Annotated in this window: 21 protein-coding genes; 13 read left to right on the plus strand and 8 right to left on the minus strand. The window is 66.2% G+C overall.

The genetic code is table 11. The features are described 5' to 3' along the window. The first annotated feature begins 5 nt into the window (after positions 1-5). From ABIC78_RS17865 to ABIC78_RS17875, 3 genes are read left to right on the plus strand one after another with little or no spacing between them, the layout of a single operon-like run. On the plus strand, positions 6-584 hold the full coding sequence (locus ABIC78_RS17865; protein ID WP_167542908.1) for a DUF4919 domain-containing protein: 579 nt from the start codon (positions 6-8) through the stop codon (positions 582-584). Beyond that, positions 581-1,069, plus strand: coding sequence for a GNAT family N-acetyltransferase (locus tag ABIC78_RS17870; protein ID WP_354491081.1), 489 nt, complete (start codon positions 581-583; stop codon positions 1,067-1,069). Before ABIC78_RS17865 ends, ABIC78_RS17870 begins: the two co-directional genes overlap by 4 nt. 54 nt (positions 1,070-1,123) lie before the next feature. Then, positions 1,124-1,804 carry a murein L,D-transpeptidase catalytic domain-containing protein gene (locus ABIC78_RS17875; RefSeq protein ID WP_354491083.1) on the plus strand — a complete coding sequence of 227 codons (681 nt, stop codon included), beginning with the start codon at positions 1,124-1,126 and terminating at the stop codon, positions 1,802-1,804. A gap of 18 nt (positions 1,805-1,822) precedes the next feature. Here the strand turns inward: ABIC78_RS17875 and ABIC78_RS17880 are convergent, their stop codons facing one another. Next, on the minus strand, positions 1,823-2,011 hold the full coding sequence (locus ABIC78_RS17880; protein ID WP_028658353.1) for a DUF1674 domain-containing protein: 189 nt from the start codon (positions 2,009-2,011) through the stop codon (positions 1,823-1,825). A 71-nt stretch (positions 2,012-2,082) separates the two neighbouring features. Between ABIC78_RS17880 and ABIC78_RS17885 the strand changes: the two genes are divergently transcribed. Together ABIC78_RS17885 and ABIC78_RS17890 are read left to right on the plus strand one after the other, a co-directional pair. Further along, complete coding sequence (locus tag ABIC78_RS17885; protein WP_171795543.1) at positions 2,083-3,345, plus strand: RsmB/NOP family class I SAM-dependent RNA methyltransferase; 1,263 nt, start codon at positions 2,083-2,085, stop codon at positions 3,343-3,345. A gap of 56 nt (positions 3,346-3,401) precedes the next feature. Further along, positions 3,402-4,361, plus strand: coding sequence for a cation diffusion facilitator family transporter (locus ABIC78_RS17890; RefSeq protein WP_062786881.1), 960 nt, complete (start codon positions 3,402-3,404; stop codon positions 4,359-4,361). Between the two features lie 320 nt (positions 4,362-4,681). Here ABIC78_RS17890 and ABIC78_RS17895 read toward each other — a convergent pair whose 3' ends face one another. Then, a complete protein-coding gene (locus tag ABIC78_RS17895; RefSeq protein WP_054132702.1) occupies positions 4,682-4,879 on the minus strand; it encodes a hypothetical protein in 198 nt (65 codons plus the stop codon). A 61-nt stretch (positions 4,880-4,940) separates the two neighbouring features. After that, on the minus strand, positions 4,941-5,288 hold the full coding sequence (locus tag ABIC78_RS17900) for a hypothetical protein (protein WP_171795167.1): 348 nt from the start codon (positions 5,286-5,288) through the stop codon (positions 4,941-4,943). Between the two features lie 191 nt (positions 5,289-5,479). Here ABIC78_RS17900 and ABIC78_RS17905 point away from each other — a divergent pair, with 191 nt between their 5' ends. The 4 genes from ABIC78_RS17905 to metH are packed head-to-tail and all read left to right on the plus strand — an operon-like array spanning position 5,480 to position 11,158. Next, complete coding sequence (locus ABIC78_RS17905; protein ID WP_354491087.1) at positions 5,480-6,514, plus strand: ArsR/SmtB family transcription factor; 1,035 nt, start codon at positions 5,480-5,482, stop codon at positions 6,512-6,514. Positions 6,515-6,519: 5 nt separating this feature from the next. Beyond that, positions 6,520-7,461, plus strand: a complete 942-nt coding sequence (gene metF, locus ABIC78_RS17910) for a methylenetetrahydrofolate reductase [NAD(P)H] (RefSeq protein ID WP_354491089.1) — start codon at positions 6,520-6,522, stop codon at positions 7,459-7,461. Then, positions 7,458-8,522 (plus strand): homocysteine S-methyltransferase family protein, encoded by a 1,065-nt coding sequence (locus ABIC78_RS17915; RefSeq protein WP_354491091.1) that lies wholly within the window; start codon positions 7,458-7,460, stop codon positions 8,520-8,522. The genes metF and ABIC78_RS17915 overlap by 4 nt, the downstream gene beginning before the upstream one ends. Continuing rightward, complete coding sequence (gene metH, locus ABIC78_RS17920) at positions 8,522-11,158, plus strand: methionine synthase (protein ID WP_502915690.1); 2,637 nt, start codon at positions 8,522-8,524, stop codon at positions 11,156-11,158. The genes ABIC78_RS17915 and metH overlap by 1 nt, the downstream gene beginning before the upstream one ends. Positions 11,159-11,205: 47 nt before the next feature. Here metH and ABIC78_RS17925 read toward each other — a convergent pair whose 3' ends face one another. After that, positions 11,206-13,152, minus strand: a complete 1,947-nt coding sequence (locus ABIC78_RS17925; RefSeq protein ID WP_354491093.1) for an isoaspartyl peptidase/L-asparaginase — start codon at positions 13,150-13,152, stop codon at positions 11,206-11,208. Between the two features lie 204 nt (positions 13,153-13,356). Here ABIC78_RS17925 and ABIC78_RS17930 point away from each other — a divergent pair, with 204 nt between their 5' ends. Beyond that, positions 13,357-16,152: a TonB-dependent receptor plug domain-containing protein gene (locus ABIC78_RS17930; RefSeq protein ID WP_354491095.1), complete on the plus strand. Its 2,796-nt coding sequence runs from the start codon at positions 13,357-13,359 to the stop codon at positions 16,150-16,152. Between the two features lie 79 nt (positions 16,153-16,231). On the opposite strand, the gene ABIC78_RS17935 is transcribed toward ABIC78_RS17930, so the two are convergent. Beyond that, positions 16,232-16,498, minus strand: coding sequence for a hypothetical protein (locus ABIC78_RS17935; protein ID WP_354491097.1), 267 nt, complete (start codon positions 16,496-16,498; stop codon positions 16,232-16,234). Positions 16,499-16,610: 112 nt separating this feature from the next. Then, positions 16,611-17,702, minus strand: a complete 1,092-nt coding sequence (gene aroC, locus ABIC78_RS17940; protein ID WP_169049531.1) for a chorismate synthase — start codon at positions 17,700-17,702, stop codon at positions 16,611-16,613. 77 nt (positions 17,703-17,779) lie between these two features. Here aroC and ABIC78_RS17945 point away from each other — a divergent pair, with 77 nt between their 5' ends. Together ABIC78_RS17945 and ABIC78_RS17950 are read left to right on the plus strand one after the other, a co-directional pair. Next, a complete protein-coding gene (locus ABIC78_RS17945; protein ID WP_354491099.1) occupies positions 17,780-18,091 on the plus strand; it encodes an antibiotic biosynthesis monooxygenase family protein in 312 nt (103 codons plus the stop codon). After that, positions 18,088-18,441 (plus strand): arsenate reductase, encoded by a 354-nt coding sequence (locus tag ABIC78_RS17950; protein WP_354491101.1) that lies wholly within the window; start codon positions 18,088-18,090, stop codon positions 18,439-18,441. Before ABIC78_RS17945 ends, ABIC78_RS17950 begins: the two co-directional genes overlap by 4 nt. Before the next feature lies 1 nt (position 18,442). On the opposite strand, the gene ubiG is transcribed toward ABIC78_RS17950, so the two are convergent. Further along, positions 18,443-19,183 carry a bifunctional 2-polyprenyl-6-hydroxyphenol methylase/3-demethylubiquinol 3-O-methyltransferase UbiG gene (gene ubiG, locus ABIC78_RS17955; protein ID WP_354491103.1) on the minus strand — a complete coding sequence of 247 codons (741 nt, stop codon included), beginning with the start codon at positions 19,181-19,183 and terminating at the stop codon, positions 18,443-18,445. Between the two features lie 88 nt (positions 19,184-19,271). On the opposite strand from ubiG, the gene ABIC78_RS17960 reads away from it, so the two are divergent. Then, positions 19,272-20,528, plus strand: coding sequence for an aspartate kinase (locus tag ABIC78_RS17960; protein ID WP_028657945.1), 1,257 nt, complete (start codon positions 19,272-19,274; stop codon positions 20,526-20,528). A gap of 76 nt (positions 20,529-20,604) precedes the next feature. Here ABIC78_RS17960 and msrA read toward each other — a convergent pair whose 3' ends face one another. Beyond that, entirely contained in the window at positions 20,605-21,162 is a 558-nt protein-coding gene (msrA, locus tag ABIC78_RS17965) for a peptide-methionine (S)-S-oxide reductase MsrA (RefSeq protein WP_354491105.1), read from the minus strand. Positions 21,163-21,169 lie beyond the last annotated feature (7 nt).

Here is a 21,169-nt window from a genome sequence, read left to right on the forward strand (position 1 = left end):
CGGCCATGGTGCTGCTGGCTGCGCCGCTGATCATCGCGGCCGGGCCAGCCTTGGCGCAGGACGCGTTTCAGGCCGGCCTGGCGCGGTTCGAGCAGGGCGATGCCAGCGTGGATGCACGCGCGCTGCGCTGGCAGAACCGTGCCCGTCTGGGCGGCACCGTGCCCGAATGGGACCAGGCGCAATCGGCCTGGGCCACGATCGAGCGTGATCCCGCGCGCAGCCTGGCCATGGCGCAGGCGCAACGCGCGATCGATCCGCTCAATCTCAATGCGCTCTATCTGGAAGAGCAGGCCCTGCCACGCCTGGGCCGCGCCGATGAGGCGCGCCTGCGCCACGCCCAGATCCTGATCCTCCTGCGCGGCATCACCGGCGGCCAGGACGGCGCAACGCGCGAGCGCGCCTGGAATGTGGTGAGCGCGGCGGAAAAGGACACCGCGCTGGCCCTGCTGGGCTTTACCGTGACGAAGGAAACGACGTTGCGCGACAGTGGCCATGCCTATGCCGTGATCACCGCGACGCCGCCTATGGGCGGCCAGCCAATGACGATCTGGATCGGCGTGGATGCCTTGGTGCCGGCGCCATGACCAGTCTCGTGCGCCCGGCCACCCGCGCTGATCTGCCGCTGGTGGCGCAGCTCATTCGCGATCTGGCCGCCTATGAAAAGCTCTCGCATGCGGTGCGCTTTGACGAAGCCACGCTGGGCGAGCATCTTTTCGGGCCGCGCCCGATGGCCGAAGTGCTGGTGGCCGAGCAGGACGGCGTGGGGCAGGGCTTTGCCTTGTTCTTTCACAACTTTTCCACGTTCGAAGGCAAGCCGGGAATTTATCTGGAAGACCTTTATGTGCGGCCCGAGGCGCGGGGCGCCGGGCTGGGCAAGGCCCTGCTCCAGGCGCTTGCCGGCCTGGCCATCGCGCGCGGCTGTGCGCGGCTGGAATGGTCGGTGCTCGATTGGAATGCGCCGTCGATCGCGTTCTACCGGTCACTGGGCGCACGCATGATGGACGAATGGCGGATCATGCGGGTAGATAGTGCTGCGTTGCAGCAACTGGGGGCTGTGAGCCAAGGTTGATCCGTGGTAACCTTGTTCAGCTTTCACCCATGAAAACCATGGCATGATCGGAATATGAAGCAGCATCTGGCAGACAAGACCGGCACCGCAGCCGGCAGTGCGCGCGCCGAAGGCACGTCACGGCGCGGCCTGCTGCGCGGCATGGTGGCCGCCGGTGGTGCGCTTGCCGGCGTGGCCAGCGCACCGCGCGTGTTTGCTCAGGCATGGTCGATGTCGCAGCAGCATCGCCGCGTGCTCGATGTGGCGGCCCAGCAGCGCGATCGCGTGGCCAATCTCTTGTGGCACACCGATGTGGTCGGCATTGCCGATTTCTCGCTGCCCTCTTCGCTGCCGCGCTTCCACTTTGCCGATCTGCAGGCTGGCCGGGTCGATTCGATCCTGGTAGCCCATGGCCGTGGCTCCGATCCCGAGCACGATGGCTTTCTCAAGTTCTTCTCGAACCAGATCAACAGCCTGGCGACCTCGCGAGGGGCATTCGTGACCAACGAATGGTATCGCGGCAAATATGGCAGCTCGATCCGGCTTACCGGGGTCGATCCCGATAACAACATGGCGCAGGACCGCGCGATCGTGGTGCACCCGGCGTGGTATGCCAACCCGGACATGCTGGCCAAATGGGGCAAGCTCGGGCGCAGTGATGGCTGCTTTGCGCTGCCCGAGGCGGATTTCACCCAGGCGCTGTGGCGTCTGGCCGCCGGTCGGCTGATCTATGCTGATCGCCTGGGCCTGGCCTGAGGCGGCCCGACACTCCGTTCAGAAGTCGATCGCAATCCCGTTCTTTTCCCAATCGCCATAGCGGGTTGGGTCAAGGCCGTCAGGGTCTTGCGTGGGCTCGGCCACGCGCGGCGGCGGGGCCGGCGCATCGGTCCAGTGGGCGGGCTTGGCAAAGGGCGCGGGGCGCTGCGTCGCGCGCTGCCGGTTGGCGGGAAGCGGCTTGTCCATGCCAAGGCCATGCGCCTTTGCGCCCCCGCGCGCAATTGCCAAATGGGGCATAAGGCGCGATAGGCGCGGGGATGGCCCCTAACCGACAGACCGATGAGACCCCCGGCGTGCCCGCACGCCGCGCCGCGCTGCGCCTGCTTGATGCCGTGTTGCGCCGTGGCGACCCGCTCGACCAGGCCGCGCCCCCTGTGCTGCGCGCGATCGAGCGTGGCGATGACCGCGCGCTGGCCATGGCTATCGTGCAAGAGGCGCTGCGCTGGCTGCCCGATCTCGATGCCCTGATCGACAGCGCAACGCAGACCGTGCTGCCCGACGATGCCAAGGCACGCGCGGTGCTGCAACTGATGCTGGCGCAGGCGCTGCGCCTGGGCCTGCCGCCGCATGCGGTGATCGCCACGGGCCTGCCGCTGCTGATGGGCGGTCCGCGCCGCCTGGCCCATGGGGTGTTTTCCGCGCTGCTCAAGCGTGGGGCGGCGCTGCCTGATGCGCCCACCCTGCCGCCGGCCGTGGCCGCGCGCTGGGATCAGGCCTGGCCCGGCCGTACCGCCGCGATCGCCGCCGGCATCGCCACGCCGCCGCCGCTCGATCTCAGCCTGCGCGACGCAGGCGAAACCGCGCGTTGGGTGGAGGAGCTGGGCGGGCTGTCGCTGTTGCCCGGCCATGTTCGCCTGCCGCGCGGCCAGGCGGTGGAGAGCCTGCCCGGTTTTGCCGAGGGCGCGTGGTGGGTGCAGGACCTGGCGGCGAGCCTGCCGGCGCGGCTGCTCGGCGCAGGCGAGGGGCGGCGCGTGCTCGATCTCTGTGCCGCGCCTGGCGGCAAAACCATGCAACTGGCCGCCGCCGGCTGGACCGTCACCGCGCTCGACAAGTCGGCGCGCCGGCTGGAGCGGCTGTCGGCCAACCTGGCGCGCACCAGCTTGACGGCCACGGTGGTGCAGGCCGATGCGCTGAAATGGCAGCCCGATGAACCGTTCGATGCCGTGCTGCTCGATGCGCCGTGCAGCGCCACGGGCACCTGCCGCCGCCATCCCGATGTGCTGCATCGCCTGGCCGCGATGGACGAATTGACCGCGTTGCAGGCGCAGATGCTGGCTCGCAGCGCTGCCTGGCTGCGGCCGGGCGGCACGCTGGTCTATGCCACCTGCTCGCTCGAACCGGCCGAGGGCGAGGCGCAGGCTGCCGCCTTTGCCGGTCTCGATCCGGCGCCGATCCAGGATGGCGAATTGCCTGCGGGTATCGCGCCCACGCCGCAGGGATGGCTGCGCAGCGACCCCGGTATGCTGGCGAGCGAAGGCGGGATCGACGGGTTCTTTGCCGCGCGGTGGCGCCAGGGGTGACGCAAATGGCCGGCAATTCATTTTGCCGGCGCGATTTTTGTGGCTAAGCCGGCGCCATGTCTGCCGGCCATCACCACGATCACCACCACGCCCATGCTCATGACCACGGGCACGACCACGGCCACCACCATGGCCCAGGGCACAGCCATGCGCCGGCCAGTTTCGGCCGCGCCTTTGCCCTGGGGATTGCGCTCAACACCGCGTTCGTGGTGGTCGAGGGTGGCTATGGCATCGTCAGCGGCTCGATGGCGCTGGTCGCCGATGCCGGGCACAACCTGTCCGACGTGCTGAGCCTGTTCATGGCCTGGGGCGCCAGCGTGCTCTCGGCGCGGCCGCCGCAGGGCCGCTTCACCTATGGCTTCAAGTCCAGCTCGATCCTGGCCGCGCTCGGCAATGCCGCGCTGCTGCTGGTGGCGCTGGGCGCGATCCTGGTCGAAAGCGTGCGCCGTCTGATGGAGCCAGAGGCGGTGTCGCCCGGCCCGGTGATGATCGTCGCGGCGATCGGCATCGTCATCAATACCTTCACCGCGCTGCTGTTCATGCGCGGCAGCAAGCACGATATCAACTTGCGCGGCGCCTATCTGCACATGGCCGCCGACGCGGCGGTTTCAGCAGGTGTCGTGCTGGCGGGCCTCGCCATGGCGATGACCGGCTGGACCTGGATCGACCCGCTGACCAGCCTGGTCATCGTGGTGGTGATTGCCGTGGGCACCTGGGGTCTGGCGCGCGACTCGCTCAAGCTGGGTCTTCAGGCCGTGCCCCCGGGGATCGATCCGAACAAGGTCAGTGCCGCGCTGGCCGCCATGCCGGGCGTGGCGCGGGTGCACGATCTGCACATCTGGCCGATGAGCACCACCGAAACCGCGCTGACCGCGCACCTGATCATGCCGCAGGGCCACCCAGGCGACGCATTCCTGGCCCATGTGGCACACGATCTGGAGCATGATTTCGGCATCGGCCACACCACGATCCAGGTCGAAACCGACGATTGCGGCGGTTGCTCGCTGGAGGTTTAAGCGATTTGTCGGTGAGGCGATCCGCACCGACGCAGTTAGCTGGAATTGATGACTGGCGGTTGTTGGCGCGGTGACGACAGACATGGCGCGCGTCATCAAGCTGGACCCCGGATCAAGTCCGGGGTGACGAGAAAATACAGATGAAGTAAAAACTCATCGTCACCCCGGACTTGATCCGGGGTCCAGCTGTTCTGGTTGCGCAAAATGCGAGAACTTACTCGAGCGGGCAATTTCAGACGCATTATTGTTCGCGCGGAGGCGCTGAGGCGCAGAGATAATGGAAATCTCTGCGCCTCAGCGCCTCTGCGCGAAACATCTTCCTAAGGCGTCGCTGATGCCGCGTCGGCCGGTACGGTGGCATCGACCAGCGGCGGCGGGGCCGGGCGGCTGTCGAGCATGGTGGCGGCTTCATCGAGCGCGCGGGCTTCGCCGCGGGTCACGCCGCCGGGGCCGGGGTCGCTGTCTTGCTGGCAGGCCGCCAGCGGCAGCATGAGGGCAAGGGCCAGAAATGCGCGCATGGTCAGATCAGGGGCAGGCTGGCACGAAGGGTGTGAGGCACCGCTTCGCGCCGTTGGCCTGTTACATCTTGGGGTTGCTGTTGGCGCCACCGTTGGCGCCAGCGTCGCCCGCTTCGGCTGCTGCGGCGGCTGCCTTGGCAGCGTCGGCTGCGGCGGCGGCATTGTCGGCGGCGCTGCGTGCGGCGTCTTCGGCGGTTTGCGCGGCCGCGCTGGGATCGGCGGCGGGGGCATCGACCGGGGCCGGGGCGGCAGCCGAAACGTCGGTGGCGGGCAGTTCGTCAGCCGGCATTTCCACGTTGTCGGGCGAGGCTTCCGTCGAGGCATCGTCCGAGCGGCCGCAGGCGGAGAGCGACAGCGCGGCGGCAACCAGGGCAGCGCCAGCAATGGCCGTCGGGAAGAGCTTCTTCATCGTGGGGGCTTCCTTGTTCGTTCCTGTCGGCGCATGGCCGAAACTTGCCCTATGGGTATTACCGGCGCGCCAGTGTCAAGCCAATGGCAAACTTGGCTGGGCATCCTTGGTGGATCAGCGCCGTTCGTAAGGCTTGCTTACGGATATAAAGAACTCTTTATATGGATTGACCGATATAAAGGTTGCTTTATATGGCACTGCTCATGAACCTGCTCGAATCCTTGCGCGCCCTGGCCGATCCCACGCGCCTGCGCATCATGCGCCTCCTGGCCAGCATGGAACTGGCCGTGGGCGAACTCGCGCAGGTCTTGGGGCAAAGCCAGCCGCGCGTTTCGCGCCATGTAAAAATCCTGTGCGATGCGGGCTTGGCCGAGCGGCGGCGCGAGGGTGGCTGGGTGTTCCTGCGCGCGGCCATTGCCGAGGAAACCGCGCGGCGCGGGGCGCCCTCCGCGCTTGGCACGGCACTGGCCCGCGTGCTTGCCGCGGCCGAGGCGGAGGACGCTGATTTCGCCCGCGAAGTGCGCGAGGATCGCCAGCATCTCGACGCGATCCGCGCCACGCGCGAGGCCAGCGCGGCCGAATACTTTGCTCGCCACGCCGCCGATTGGGACCAGCTGCGCAGCCTGCACATCGCCGATGGCCCGGTGGAAGCCGCGCTGATCGGCTTGCTTGATGCGGCCGGCGCGGGCCAGCCGCTCGGCCACCTGCTCGACGTTGGCACCGGCACCGGGCGCATGGCGCAATTGCTCGCCCCGCGTGCTAGCCATGTCACTGCGCTCGACAAGAGCCCGGAAATGCTGCGCTTGGCGCGCACGCGGCTGCAGGGCCTGCCGGCCGGACAGGTCGATCTGGTGCAGGGCGATTTCCTGTCGCTGCCGTTTGCCGATGGCGGGTTCGACACGGTGCTGTTCCACCAGGTGCTGCACTATGCCCTGGCACCCGAGGCCGTGCTGGCCGAGGCCGCGCGCGTCACCGCCCCGGGCGGGCGCATTGCCGTGGTCGATTTTGCCGCGCACGATCGCGAGGAATTGCGCCTGGCCCATGCCCATGCCCGCCTGGGCTTTTCCGATGCGCAGATGGCCAAGCTGCTGGGCGATGCCGGGTTTACCCCGCTCGCCGAACAGGCGCTGGCCGGGCACGAACTGATCGTCAAGCTGTGGACCGCCCGGCGCCGCGATCCCGCTGCCGCTGCGGCGCCCCCCTCTTCCGCCTTTACCAAGAGCTGAGACCCATGACCCGCTACGACCAGCTGCGCGAGGCGCGCACCGCGCTCGATACCCCGCTGTTTGCCGGCCTGCCCGGCGATATCCGGGTGAGCTTCGAATTCTTTCCGCCCAAGACCGATGCGCTGATGGCACAGCTGTGGGACGTGGTGCAGACCCTGGCGCCGCTGCAGCCCGAATTCGTCTCGGTGACGTATGGCGCTGGCGGCTCCACCCGCGATCGCACGCATGACACGGTGGCGCGCATCATCCGCGAGGCGCGCCTGCCGGCCGCCGCGCATCTTACCTGCGTCGATGCCAGCAAGGCCGAGATCCGCGCCGTGGCCGAAGCCTATTGGGAAGCGGGCGTGCGCCATATTGTCGCCCTGCGCGGTGACATGGGCGCGCCTGGCGTGCCGTTTACCCCGCACCCCGATGGCTATGCCAATGCCGCCGAACTGGTGGCCGGGCTCAAGACGATTGCCCCGTTCGATATTTCGGTGGCGGCCTATCCCGAATGCCACCCGGATTCGCCCAGCCAGGAAGCGGATATCGACAATCTCAAGCGCAAGCTGGATGCCGGTGCGAGCCGCGCGATCAGCCAGTTCTTCTTCGAGCCGGAAACCTTCTTCCGTTTCCAGGACAAGCTGGCTGCGGCCGGGATCGATGCGCCGGTACTGCCGGGCATTCTGCCGGTGTCCAACTTTGCCCAGACGCGCAAGTTTGCCGCTGCCTGTGGCGCGGCACTGCCAGCCTGGTTGGAAAGCCTGTTCGCAGGGCTCGACACCCACCCGGCCTCGCGCCAGCTGGTGGCGGCCACGGTTTCGGCCGAGTTCTGCCGCCGCCTCTATGCCGGTGGCGTGCGCGATTTCCACTTCTACACGCTCAACCGTGCCGAGCTGAGCTATGCCATCTGCCATCTGTTGGGCCGCCGCCCGCACGGCGCCGCCGGCCTGGAGAATGCCGCATGACCGATCTTGCCCCCAGCCAGGCGCGCGCCGCGCTGCTCGATCAGGCGCACCAGCGTATCCTGATCACCGATGGCGCCTTTGGCACCGAGATCCAGAACCGCAAGCTGACCGAGGCGGATTATGCCGGCAGCCTGGGCCTGACCCACGACCAGAAGGGCAACAACGATATCCTGGCGCTGACGCGGCCGGACGTGCCCGAGGCGATTCACCGCGCCTATTTCGAGGCCGGTGCCGATATTGCCGAAACCAATACCTTTTCGGCCAACCGCATCAGCCAGGCCGATTATGGCGCTGAACACCTCGTGCGCGAGATCAACCTGCAATCGGCGGCCCTGGCCCGCCGCGTTGCCGATGAATTTGCCGCGCGCGATGGTCGCCCGCGCTTTGTGGCCGGCGCCATCGGCCCGACCAACAAGACGCTGTCGCTTTCGCCCGATGTCAACGATCCCGGATATCGCGAGATCGACTGGGATTTCCTGGTCGAGGTCTATCGCGAGCAGGCCGAGGCGTTGGTCGAAGGCGGTGCCGATTTCATCCTGGTCGAAACCGTGTTCGACACGCTCAACTGCAAGGCCGCGATCATGGCGGTCAAGCAACTGGAGCGGCAACTGGGCCGCGAAGTGCCGATCATGCTGTCGATGACGCTGACCGATCTTTCGGGCCGCAACCTGTCGGGCCACACGGTGGAGGCATTCTGGTATGCCGTGCGCCATGCCCGCCCGGTGACCGTGGGCCTCAACTGCTCGTTCGGCGCCACCCAATTGCGCCCTCATGTCAAAACCCTGGCCGAAACCGCCGACACGCTGATCATGATCTATCCCAACGCCGGCCTGCCCAACGAACTGGGCCAGTATGACGAAGAGCCCGACACGACCGCTGGCCTCGTTGGCGAATGGGCCGTGGCGGGCCAGGTCAACGTACTGGGTGGCTGCTGCGGTTCCACGCCCGCGCATATCGCCGCCATGGCGCGCAAGGTTGCCGGCCTGGCGCCGCGCAGCCTAGCCCAGCCCGAACCGCTCACCCGCCTTGCCGGCCTCGAACCGTTTGTGATGATCAAGTGATGACCGAACAGAACACCACCGGGATGACCAATTCCGGCTCGCGTTTCGTCAATGTGGGCGAGCGCACCAATGTCACCGGCTCGGCCGCGTTCAAGAAGCTGATCCTGGCGGGCGACTATGCCAAGGCGGTGGAAGTCGCGCGCCAGCAGGTGGAAAACGGCGCGCAGATCATCGACGTCAACATGGACGAGGGCCTGCTCGACGCGGTCGAGGCGATGACCACCTACCTCAAGCTGATCGCGGCAGAGCCCGACATCGCGCGGGTGCCGGTGATGATCGACAGCTCCAAGTGGGAGGTGATCGAGGCGGGCCTCAAGTGCGTGTCGGGCAAGCCGATCGTCAATTCGATCTCGATGAAGGAAGGCGAAGACGCGTTCCTCCACCATGCCCGCCTGTGCATGGATTATGGCGCCGCCGTGGTCGTCATGGCCTTTGACGAAAAGGGCCAGGCCGACACGCGCGAGCGCAAGGTGGAAATCTGCTGCCGCGCCTATGATCTGCTCATGGGCATCGGCTTTCCGCCCGAAGACGTGATCTTCGATCCCAACGTCTTTGCCGTGGCCACCGGGATCGAGGAGCACGATCGCTACGCCCTCGATTTCATCGAGGCGACGCGCGAGATCAAGGAACGCTGCCCGCACGTCCATATCTCGGGCGGCCTGTCGAACCTCTCGTTCAGCTTCCGCGGCAACGAGACGGTGCGCCGCGCCATGCACTCGGTGTTCCTCTATCACGCCATTCCCGCCGGCATGGACATGGCCATCGTCAATGCCGGGCAGCTCGACATCTATGACCAGATCGACCCGGTCTTGCGCGATGCCTGCGAAGACGTGCTGCTGATGCGTCACCCTGACGCGACCGAGCGCCTCATCGCGCTGGCCGAAAGCTTCAAGGGCAAGGACAAGGCCGCCGAAAAGGCCGCCGAGGAATGGCGCGGCTGGGACGTGGTGCGCCGCCTGGAACATGCCTTGGTCAAGGGCATGGACCAGTACATCGTGGAAGACACCGAGGAAGCCCGCGCCGCGATTGCCGCGCGCGGCGGGCGCCCGATCGAGGTGATCGAAGGCCCGCTGATGGAGGGCATGAACACGGTCGGCGACCTATTCGGCTCGGGGAAGATGTTCCTGCCGCAGGTGGTGAAATCGGCCCGCGTGATGAAGAAGGCCGTCGCGCACCTGATCCCCTATATCGAGGCGGAAAAGCAGGCCGGCGCGCGCCCCAAGGGCCGCATCGTCATGGCCACGGTCAAGGGCGACGTGCACGATATCGGCAAGAACATTGTCGGCGTCGTGCTCCAGTGCAATGGCTATGAAGTGATTGACCTCGGCGTCATGGTGCCGTGGTCCAAGATCCTCGACACCGCGCGCGAGCAGGACGCCGATATCATCGGCCTGTCCGGCCTGATCACCCCCTCGCTCGACGAGATGGTGACCGTGGCCGAGGAAATGCAACGCGCCGGCATGACCATTCCACTGCTGATCGGCGGCGCCACCACCAGCAAGGTGCACACCGCGCTGCGCATCGATCCGGCCTATGATGGCCCGGTGGTCCACGTGCTCGACGCCAGCCGCGCCGTGGGCGTGGCCAGCCAGCTCTTGTCCGATACCCAGGCCGAAGGTTTCATCGCCGCCACGGCCGACGAATACCAGCACGTGCGCGATGCCCGCGCGGGCAAGGGCGGCTCCAAGCTGCTCAGCCTCGAAGACGCGCGCGCCAATGGCTTTGTCGCCGAATTTGCACACAAGCCAGCGCCGCCGGCGCAGCCCGGGCTGCACGTGTTCTCCGAATGGGATCTGGCCGATCTGGTCGAATGCTTTGACTGGACGCCGTTCTTCCGCGCCTGGGAACTGGCGGGCACCTATCCGGCGATCCTCGACGATGCCGTGGTGGGTGAGAGCGCGCGCAGCCTCTATGCCGATGCCCGCGCCATGCTCGACAAGATCGTTGCCGAAAAGTGGCTGACCGCCAAGGGCGTCTGCGGGTTCTGGCCGGCGGCGCGCCATGGTGACGATGTGGTGCTGCATCCCGACGATGACGAGCAGATGGTGCGCCTGCCATTCCTGCGCCAGCAGTTTGCCAAGAGCCGGGGCCGCGCCAACTATTGCCTGGCGGATTTCATCGATCCGGCGGGCGACTGGCTGGGCGGCTTTGCCGTGGGCATCCATGGGATCGAGCCGCACCTGGCCCGCTTCCAGGCCGGGCATGATGACTATTCCGACATCCTGCTCAAGGCGCTGGCCGATCGCTTTGCCGAGGCCTTTGCCGAACGCCTGCACAGTCACGTTCGTACCACGCTGTGGGGCTATGCGCCGGGCGAGCAGCTGACCAACGAGGCGCTGATCCGCGAGGAATATCGCGGCATCCGCCCCGCGCCCGGCTATCCGGCGTGCCCCGACCACAGCCTCAAGCCGATCCTGTTCGACCTGCTCGATGCGCCGGGCAATGCCGGGATCGTCCTTACCGAAAGCCAGGCCATGCTGCCCACGGCGGCGGTCTCGGGCTTCTATTTCGCCCACCCGGACAGCCAGTATTTCGGCGTGGCCACCATCGGCCGCGATCAACTGGCCGATTATGCCGCGCGGCGCAGGGTGGATCTGGCTGTGGCCGAACGCTGGCTGCGGCCTAACCTGGACTAAGTTTGGGCAAAAAGCCCCCTCCTCTTCAGAGGAGGGGGAGCAAAAGATCAGGGATGCACCGGCTTTTCGTCCGCGTAGATCGCCACTTCGGGCGCCTGCTTGCTGCTGATCGAGCCGCGGAACATGCCGGCGGTGTTGAGGGCAAAGCCCACGTGGCCATCGCGGTCCATCGCGATCAGCCCGCCATCACCGCCGATTTCGGCGATTTCGTCGATCGTGTCCTGCGCCGCTTCGCCCACCTTTTCGTCGCGCCAGGCGATACGGTCGCACACCTGGCGGCCGGCGGATTGGCGGATGAAGTATTCACCCGTGCCGGTGGCAGACACCGCGCAATTGCCATCGATCGCGTAAGTGCCCGCGCCGATCAGCGGGGAATCGCCGATCCGGCCCCAGCGCTTGCCGGTCAGGCCGCCGGTGGACGTGGCAGCAGCAAGGTGGCCGTGGACATCGCGCGCGACCGCGCCAACGGTGCCATAGCGGTGCTCGGGCCGCGGCGTGGCATCGAGCACACGCGGCGACAGCGCGCTGACATGCTCCTTCTTCCATTCCAGATAGTCGTTCCAGCGCTTTTGCGTGAAGAAGTACTTGGGATCGACCTGCTCGATGCCCTGTTCGCGGGCAAACTGGTCGGCGCCCGCGCCGGCCAGCAGCACGTGGCGGGAATGCTCCATCACGGCGCGCGCGGCGCGGATCGGGTTCTTGGTGGTGGTCAGCGCCGCCACGGCGCCGGCTTCGCCAGTGCTGCCGTCCATGATCGCGGCGTCCAGCTGGTTCTTGCCCTCGGCATCGAACACCGCGCCGCGCCCGGCGTTGAACTGCGGATCGTCTTCCATCACGCGCACGGCCGCTTCCACGGCATCCAGGCTCGATCCGCCGGCCTTGAGTACGGCCGATCCGGCGGCCAGCGCGGCCTTGAGCCCGGCGCGATACGAGGCATCTTCGGCCGGCGTGGTTTCCCCGCGCGGCGCGGCGCCCGCGCCACCGTGAATGGCCAGCGACCAGCCGGCATCGGCGGGATAGGGTACGCCGGCCAGCTTGCCCTGCTTGACGCTGGCAGTGCCGGCAAAGGCCGGCGCCGTAACCGCCAGGGTGCCGAGGTCCAGCACGCTGTCAGGGCCAATCCCGGTCACCTTGATCGCCGGCCAATCGAGCGGCTGGCCTGGCTTGGCACCGGGCGCGCCGACCGGCTGCACCAGCCAGGCATAGGTGCCGGCCGGCCCCTTGAGCCGTGCCTTGCCCGCGCCATCGACGATCAGCGAGGCGCCTTCATCCACGCCCAGGCCCACGGCGGCCTTGTCGGCGGTGGTCGCGCGGGTCTTGGCCACAAAGGCGATCAGGCGGCCGAGACGATCACGCCGGGTGAAATGGGTATCGGTGACGACATGGTCCATGCGCGGCAGGTGCAGGAAATCCTCCACCATCGTCACGCCTTCGCCCAGGGGATCGCGCAAGGCCGGGCCCGAGGTGGCGCTGCCGCCGTCCATCGCGCCATAGACATGCGCGCCCAGGATCGCCAAGCCAGCACTGGTGCCGCCGATCGGGTGCCCGCTGGCAGCCAGCCGGTCGAGCGCGGTGGCCAGCGGCGTGCCCTGCCAGAAGCGCACATAGCGTGCCTGGTCACCCCCGGCGATATAGACGCCATCGGCCTTGGCCACGGCGGCGAGCACGGCCGGGTCGCTTGCCGCCTTGCGATCATCGAACACGAAGGTTTCGACCGAAGTGACGCCGCCGATGCTGTGCATGAACTCATCGCCGGCATCGCCTGCGCCCGATGCCCGCAGCACCACGATATGGCCATGCCCGGCCTGCGCCACGAACCAGCGGAAAGCATCGCTGTCCCATTCGCCACCGCCGGCCAGCAGCAGGCCCGGTGCTACCTTGGCCGGGGTAGGGGCGGCAAGATCACCGATGACATAGCGGGTATAGCCTGCTTCCGAGGCGCCTGCCGCGCCGCTGGCCAGCGCCAGTGCGCCTGCCACTGTGATCAATCCCATGCGCCAGAACTGCATTCCCGTGCCCCTTGATATGCCATCTTTTGCTGTGGTTAGCGTGTAACAGTTGCGATTGATACTGTATTGTTTGGCGAATTATGGTTGCAAATAGGATTTGCTTGTAACCATAAGCCCCTATCGAAGCGCGATCACAGGGGGCTGTCAATAATGCGCATTTCCAGGGTTTGGTTGATTGCGGGTGGTGCCATGAGTGCCTTGGCCGTGGCAGGCGCGGGCCATGCGCAGGAAGCGCCAGCGTCTATCACGCAATTGCCGGTCGCGTCCCAGGCGGACGATACCCCGGCTCCCGAAAGCGCGATCGTCGTGCTGGGCAGCCGCATTCCGCGCGTGGAAATGGAAGGGCCCGCGCCGGTCACCGCCGTGACCGCGCAGGACATCCTGCGCAATGGCTATCAGTCGGTACCCGATCTGCTGCGCGCGCTCACGCAAAATGGCGGCGAAACGCAAAGCCAGCAATCGGGCAATGGCGCGGCCTTCACGCCCGGCGCGCAGCAGGTGGACTTGCGCGGGCTTGGTCCCAACCACACCCTGGTGCTGGTCAACGGGCGGCGGATTGCCGATTTTCCCCTGCCTTTCAACGGGCAGAGCAATTTCACCGACATTTCCAACATTCCCGTCGGCCTGATCGAGCGGGTGGAAGTGTTGAGCGGCAGCGCCTCGGCGATCTATGGCTCGGACGCGATTTCGGGCGTGGTCAATTTCCAGCTCAAGAAAAGCGTCGATGGCACGCGGATCGACTATCGCTATGGCGATACGCAGCACGGCGGCGGCGCCTCGCACCGGCTGACCTTGACCACCGGCTGGAATGCCGGCGCGTTTCATGGCGTGATTGGGGTGGAAGGCCTCTATCAAAAGCCGCTGTGGCAGTATCAGCGGGCGCGGCAGGATTCGGTCTTGGACGATCCGGTTGGCGGGCTGGCGCGCCGCACGTTCCTGCGCACCGATGAATATACCGACTATCTCGATCCCGGCGCGGCAACCTGCGCCAGCCTGTCGGGCCTCAACGGCGGCAGCACGTTCCGCGCCAGCCGCCCGCGCTATGGCGCCGATGGCGGGCCGGGCTATTACTGCGGCTCGAACAGCTCGGTCGCCTACGGTACGATGATTTCAGAGCGCAAATCGGTGAACGCCTTTGGCGCGATCGGGCTCGACCTGCCTAATGGCATGGAACTGTTCACCGATTTCCAGGCCAGCTACAGCAAGGTGGCGCTGCTGCCCGATGTGCTGACCTGGTATTACGAAACCGCCGACGGTAACCAGGAGGGCACGTTCTACAACACGCAGATGCCCACCAGCCTCAATCCCACCAAGCTGGACAACTGGTATCGCCAGTTCACGCCCGAGGAAATGGGCGGCCTGCGCAACGGCATGACGCGCAACCGCTCGGTCAGCTTCACGGTCACGCCGGGCCTGCGCGGCAAGTTCGGCAAGAACCAGGCCTGGGCTTATGAGCTGTCGTTCAACCACTCGGAATACCGCAGCAAGGTATCGTTCCCGCAGGTGGTGATCTCCAAGGCCAATGCCTTTTTCCTGGGCCAGCAGCAGGGGGTTGACCCCGATAGCGGCTATGCGGTGTTCTCCGCCGATCCGGCGCGGTTCTACACCCCGCTCACCACATCGCAGTACAATTCGATCACCGAAAACGCGATCTATCACCCGCGTTCCTATACCGACAACCTCGCTTTCAGCCTGACCAACGGCGAAGTCCTGCGCCTGCCGGCAGGGGCTGTGGGCGTGGCGCTGGTGGGCGAATATGGCGGGCAGGGCTATGACCTGCGCCCCGATCCCAAGGCGCTGGAGCACTATTACGTTGGCCTGACCGACAGCGACGGCAAGGGCAGCCGCCGCCACTGGGCGCTGGGCGGCGAACTGCGCGTGCCGGTGCTCTCGTTCCTGCAGCTCTCGGGCGCGGCGCGCTATGACCATTTCCACGTGGTCGACAACAGCTTTGGCAAGGCCACCTGGAACCTCGGGGCAGAACTGCGCCCGACCAGCCGCCTGCTGCTGCGCGGCGCGATGGGCACCGGCTTTCGCGCGCCCGATCTGCACTATGTGTTCTCGGGCAATGGCGATACCCACCCCGACGGCACCGATTACCTGACCTGCCGGCGCGAGAATGCCGGCGCCACCTATAGCCAGTGCGACGATTACGAGGTTGGCATTACCAGCCACCGCAGCGGCAACCGCGCGCTCAAGCCCGAAACCAGCAAGTCGATCAACGCCGGGGTGTTCTGGCAGCCGGATCGCGCGGTCGATGTTTCGGTCGATTACTTCAAGGTCACCCTGGAAAACCAGGTGCTGGATCTCAGCAAGGATGAACTGCTGCGCCGCGAATCCGATTGCGTGCTGGGCGAAACAGCCTCGGGCGCGGCGGTCAATGCCAGTTCACCCACCTGCCTCGATGCCATCGCGCGGGTGCAGCGCTATGGCTCGGGCGCGTTCGCGGGGCAGCTTCAGGGCGTTTACGTCAACCCGATCAACGTGGCGCGTGAACAGACCGACGGCATCGACGTGGCGTTCCACTGGCGCGCTTCGGAAATCCAGGGGCTGGGCTTCCTCAGCTTTGCACTGGGATACACCTATGTGTTCAATCACACGTTCCGCCAGTATGCCGGCGACGCGGTGATCAACAAGCTGGCCTATGACAGCGGCTACGACATCCCGCGTGACAAGGGCACGGCCAGCCTCACCCTGGTCAACGGCAAGTTCACGACCACGCTGCAGGGCCAGATGCTCGGCCGCCTGCCCAATTATGACGAAACGGCGTTCATCAAGCCGACGACCACCTTCAACCTTTCGGCCCAGTACAAAATCACCGACCATGTCCAGGTTTCGGGCACGGTGACCAACCTGTTCGATACCAGCCCCAATGTCGATCGCACTTATGGCAGCTATCCCTATTACGACATCTCGTGGTTCGATGGCGTGGGACGCAGCTTCTATCTACAGCTGACCTGGAAGCTGGGCGGGAAGGGGCTTTAACCGGCGAGCCGCATGCAACAGCGGGCGGCGTGTTGGTACACGCCGCCCGCCTGAATGTGGTCAGGTTTGCGATCCGCGCTTAGCGGCAGATGCGCACGCGTTCGTGGTGGCGCCACACGATGCGGCAATCGCGGGCATAGCCATGGCGCTCCCACCGGCGGTGTTCCCAGCGACGGCGATCACCGCGATGGTCCCAGCCGCGGTTGTTCCAGCCCCGATTGTCCCAGCCGCGGTGATCTCCGCGGTGGCTGTGCTCCCAACCTTGCGGATGCGCCTGCGCGGCAGCGGGGGTAAGCAGCGCGGCGGCCAGGGCCACGCCAGCGATCTTGGTCAGTTTGGCTAGCATCGTGTTCTTCCTGCGTTAGGTCCTCAACGTAGGAAAAAACGTCTGCGCCTTTCAGGATGTTCCCAGTCTGAATGGATCGTATCGGGAGCGTACAGACTTCGCCTGGACCCGTTCAGCCACACTGGCCGCGATGCAGCAGCTTCTGGTCGGCCAGAACCAGCGCCATCATCGCTTCCACCACCGGCACGCCGCGAATGCCCACGCACGGGTCGTGACGGCCCTTGGTGAACAGGTCGGTCGCCTCGCCGTCGCGGGTGATCGTGGGCATGGGGGTTAGGATCGAGGACGTTGGCTTGAACGCCACGCGCACTGTCACCGGCTGGCCGGTGGAAATGCCCCCGGCAATGCCGCCGGCATGGTTGGCCAGGAATTCCGGGCCAGTCACGCGGGTGGGGTTGCCGCCATCGCTGCGCGGGCGCATCGGATCGGCATTGCCTTCGCCGGTATTGGCGGCCGCAGCAAAGCCATCGCCGATTTCTACGCCCTTGACCGCGTTGATGCCCATCATCGCATGGGCGAGTTCGGCGTCCAGCTTGGCATAGAGCGGCGCGCCCCAGCCGGCGGGCACGCCCGTGGCCACGCATTCCACCACCGCGCCCAGCGAAGAGCCGGCCTTGCGCGCCTTGTCCACTAGGGCTTCCCAGCGCGCGGCGGCCTGGGCATCGGGGCAGAAGAACGGATTCTGGCCGATCTGCGCGGCATCGAAATTGGCCATGTCGATGGCATCGCCACCGATCGCGCTGACCCAGGCCAGGATTGTCACTTCCGGGATCACCAGCCGCGCCACGCCGCCCGCAGCCACGCGTGCCGCAGTTTCGCGTGCCGAAGACCGCCCGCCGCCGCGATAGTCGCGAAAGCCGTACTTGGCATCATAGGCATAGTCGGCATGGCCCGGGCGATAGGCCTTGGCCACCTCGGAATAGTCCTTGGAGCGCTGGTCGGTGTTCTCGATCATCAGGCTGATCGGGGTGCCGGTGGTGCGCCCTTCGAACACGCCCGACAGGATCTTGACCTGGTCGGGCTCGTTGCGCTGGGTGGTAAAGCGCGACTGGCCCGGCCGGCGCGCGTCCAGATAGGGTTGGATCATCCCTTCATCGATCGCCAGCCCGGGCGGGCAGCCATCCACCACGGCGCCCAGCGCCGGCCCATGGCTTTCCCCCCAGGTGGTGAAGCGGAACAGGTGTCCGAAGGAATTGATGCTCATGGGGCCAGCGCTCTGTCTTATGGCGCGGGAAATGTCCACTGGTCGATGGCGGCGCGGCGCACTAAGGCGCTTGGCCCATGTACCTCGTCGTCTTTCGCAACCGCAAGCACGCCGGCATCGACGCCGCCGCCTATGCCGCCGATGCCCAGGCGATGGACGACCTGGCGCGCCGCCAGCCCGGCTTCCGCAGCTTCAAATCCTATGTCGCCGACGATGGCGAAGTGATCGCCCTGTCGGAATGGGACAGCGAAGCGGCGGCGCGTGCCTGGCGTACCCAGGCCGATCACGCGCAGGTGCAAGCCCGCGGCCGGTCTGATTACTACGAAAGCTATACCCTGTTCGCCGGCACCCCCAGCCGTATCCACCATTTCGAGAGGACCAAGGCATGAGCCTGACCGTCTATGGCATCCCTAACTGCGACACCGTGAAAAAGGCGCGTACCTGGCTTGATGGGCAGGGGCTGGCCTACACGTTCCACGATTACAAGAAGCAGGGCGCCGATGCAGGCCAGGTGGCGCGCTGGGTGGCGGCGGCCGGGCTGGACAAGGTGCTCAACAAGGCCGGCACCACGTTCCGCAAGCTGCCCGAGGAAGACAAGGCCGACCTTACCACCGCCAAGGCCGTGGCCCTGATGGTGGCGCAGCCCTCGCTGATCAAGCGGCCGATCGTGGAGCATCCCGGCGGCCTGCTTGTGGGCTTCAAGCAGGCCGAATGGGAAGCTGCGCTGAGCCCTATGTGACTCAGGCCGGCGTGACCGTGACGATATAGTTGAGCGCCAGATCGTCTGACAGGTGCAGGCCCTTGGCCGGGTTCCAGGCGATGCCCTGCGGGTTACCCATCTTGAGGCCGGCGGCTTCGAGGAGGTCGTGCAGTTCGAGCGGCGTGATAAAATCGTCCCAGTGGTGCGTACCGCGCGGCACCATGCCCAGGCGCTCGGCCGCTTCGATCATCAACAGGCGCGAGGCGGGGGTGCGGTTGGGGGTGGAGAGCACCATCAACCCGCCCTGGCCCAACGTTGCTGCCAGCGCCGCCACGAAAGCGGGCTTGTCGGCCACATGCTCGATCACTTCCATCGAGGTGACGAGGTCGAACCCGGCCAGGCCGAGGTCACCCAGTTCGCCATGGCGATAGTCGATCGCCAGGCCCGCTCCCTCGGCATGGGCGCGCGCGGCCGCGATGTTTTCCGCCGCTGCATCCACTGCGGTGACATCCGCGCCCATGCGGCACAGCGGCTCTGCCAAGAGGCCCGCGCCGCAGCCCACATCCAGCGCGCGCTTGCCCGCCAGGGGGCGCAAAGCGCGGGGATCGGCGCCGAAATGCGTATCGATCGCGGCGCGGATGAAGGCCAGGCGCACGGGATTGAGACGGTGGAGCATGGCCGATTGGCCCTTCGGGTCCCACCAGTCGGCCGCCAACTTGCCGAAATGGGCGGCTTCTTCCGGGCGGATGGTCTGGGCGTTCAAGGATGTTGCATTGCTCATGCCACCTCCCTAAAGCGCCGCTTTCGCATGGTCCATGGGCTATGCGGGCAAGATTCTTTCTTTTGGCAGGTGGACAGGAGCACAAGCGTTGGCCCGGATCGTGATGAAATTCGGCGGCACCTCGATGGCCGGAACCGAGCGAATCCGCCGCGTCGCGCGGATCGTGCAGCGCCAGCAGGCCGCCGGCCATGAAGTGGCGGTGGTGGTTTCGGCCATGGCCGGGGAAACCGATCGCCTGGTCAACTTCTGCCGCGAAGCCAGCGCGCTCTATGATCCGGCGGAATACGATGTTGTGGTGGCCAGCGGCGAGCAGGTGACCTCGGGCCTTCTGGCCATGCATCTCCAGGCGCTGGGCTGCAAGGCGCGCTCGTGGCTGGGCTGGCAATTGCCGGTGCGCACCGACGATGCTTTCTCCAAGGCGCGCATCGAAGGCATCGATTCGGCCGAACTGCTGGCCAGCATGGGTGCGGGCGAAATCGCCGTGATCCCTGGCTTCCAGGGGCTGACCGAGAGCAACCGCATCACCACGCTGGGCCGTGGCGGATCGGATACCTCGGCCGTGGCCGTGGCCGCCGCGATCGGCGCCGACCGCTGCGATATCTATACCGACGTGGACGGGGTCTATACCACCGACCCGCGCATCGTGGCCAAGGCGCGCAAGCTCAAGGCCGTGACCTATGAAGAAATGCTGGAACTGGCCTCGGTCGGTTCCAAGGTTCTGCAAACCCGCTCCGTCTCGCTTGCGATGAAGGAGAACGTGCGGGTGCAGGTGTTGTCATCCTTCATCGACGACGATGCGCCGGCCGCCGACACCATCCCCGGCACGATGATCGTCGCGGACGAGGAACTGGAAGGGTACGAAATGGAACGCCAGCTGATCACCGGCATCGCCGCCGACAAGAACGAGGCCAAGGTCACTCTCACGCGGATCGCGGATCGCCCCGGCGCGGTCGCCTCGATCTTTGCGCCGCTGGCCGAAGCCAACATCAACGTCGACATGATTATCCAGAACATCGCCAAGGACAAGGGCGAGACGGATGTGACTTTCACCTGCCCGCAGGCTGATCTTGCCCGCACCCAGGCCCTGCTGGAAGAGCGCAAGGACCAGATTGGCTGGTATCGCCTGATTGCCGACAGCAAGGTCGCCAAGGTTTCCGTGGTGGGCGTGGGCATGCGCAGCCACGCTGGCGTTGCCAGCACGATGTTCAAGTCGCTGGCCGATCGCGGCATCAATATCCAGGCGATCTCGACCAGCGAAATCAAGGTTTCGGTGCTGATCGATGCCGACGAGGTGGAACTGGCCGTGCGCATCCTGCACACCGCCTACGGCCTCGACGCCCAGTAACCCGCTAAAAACTAGCCCCCTCCTCTTCGCAAGGAGGGGGTTGGGGGTGGTGGAAACCTTGCTCCACCCTACGCGATTACCCCTTCACCTTCGCGGCAAAGCTCTTGCGCAGCTTCATCAGCTTGGGCGGGATCACTGCCAGGCAATAGGGGTTGCGCTGGCCTTCGCCTTCCCAATACTCCTGGTGGTAATCCTCGGCCGGATACCACGGAGCCACCGGCTCGATGCTGGTGACGATCGGCGCATCGCGCTCGGCCTGCGCGCGGGCGATCCCTGCCTTGGCTTCCTCCTCCTGCACGGCATCGAGCGGAAACAACGCCGAGCGGTATTGCGTGCCGACATCGTTGCCCTGGCGGTTGAGCTGCGTCGGATCATGGGTGGCAAAGAAGATGTCGAGCAGCTGGCTATAGTCGATCATGGCGGGATCGAACGTCACGCGAATCGCTTCGGCATGACCGGTCGTGCCGCTGCACACCTGCTTGTACGTGGGATTTTCGCTCGTGCCGCCGATATAGCCGCTTTCCACGTTCGAAACACCGATCACGTCGCGGAACACCGCTTCGGTGCACCAGAAGCAGCCACCGGCCAGAATGGCCTGGTTGGCGGCGGAGGGGGTGGCGGAGGACGTCGCCATTGCGGGG

Source organism: Novosphingobium sp. 1529, assembly GCF_040544855.1.
Taxonomy (GTDB): Bacteria; Pseudomonadota; Alphaproteobacteria; order Sphingomonadales; family Sphingomonadaceae; genus Novosphingobium; species Novosphingobium capsulatum.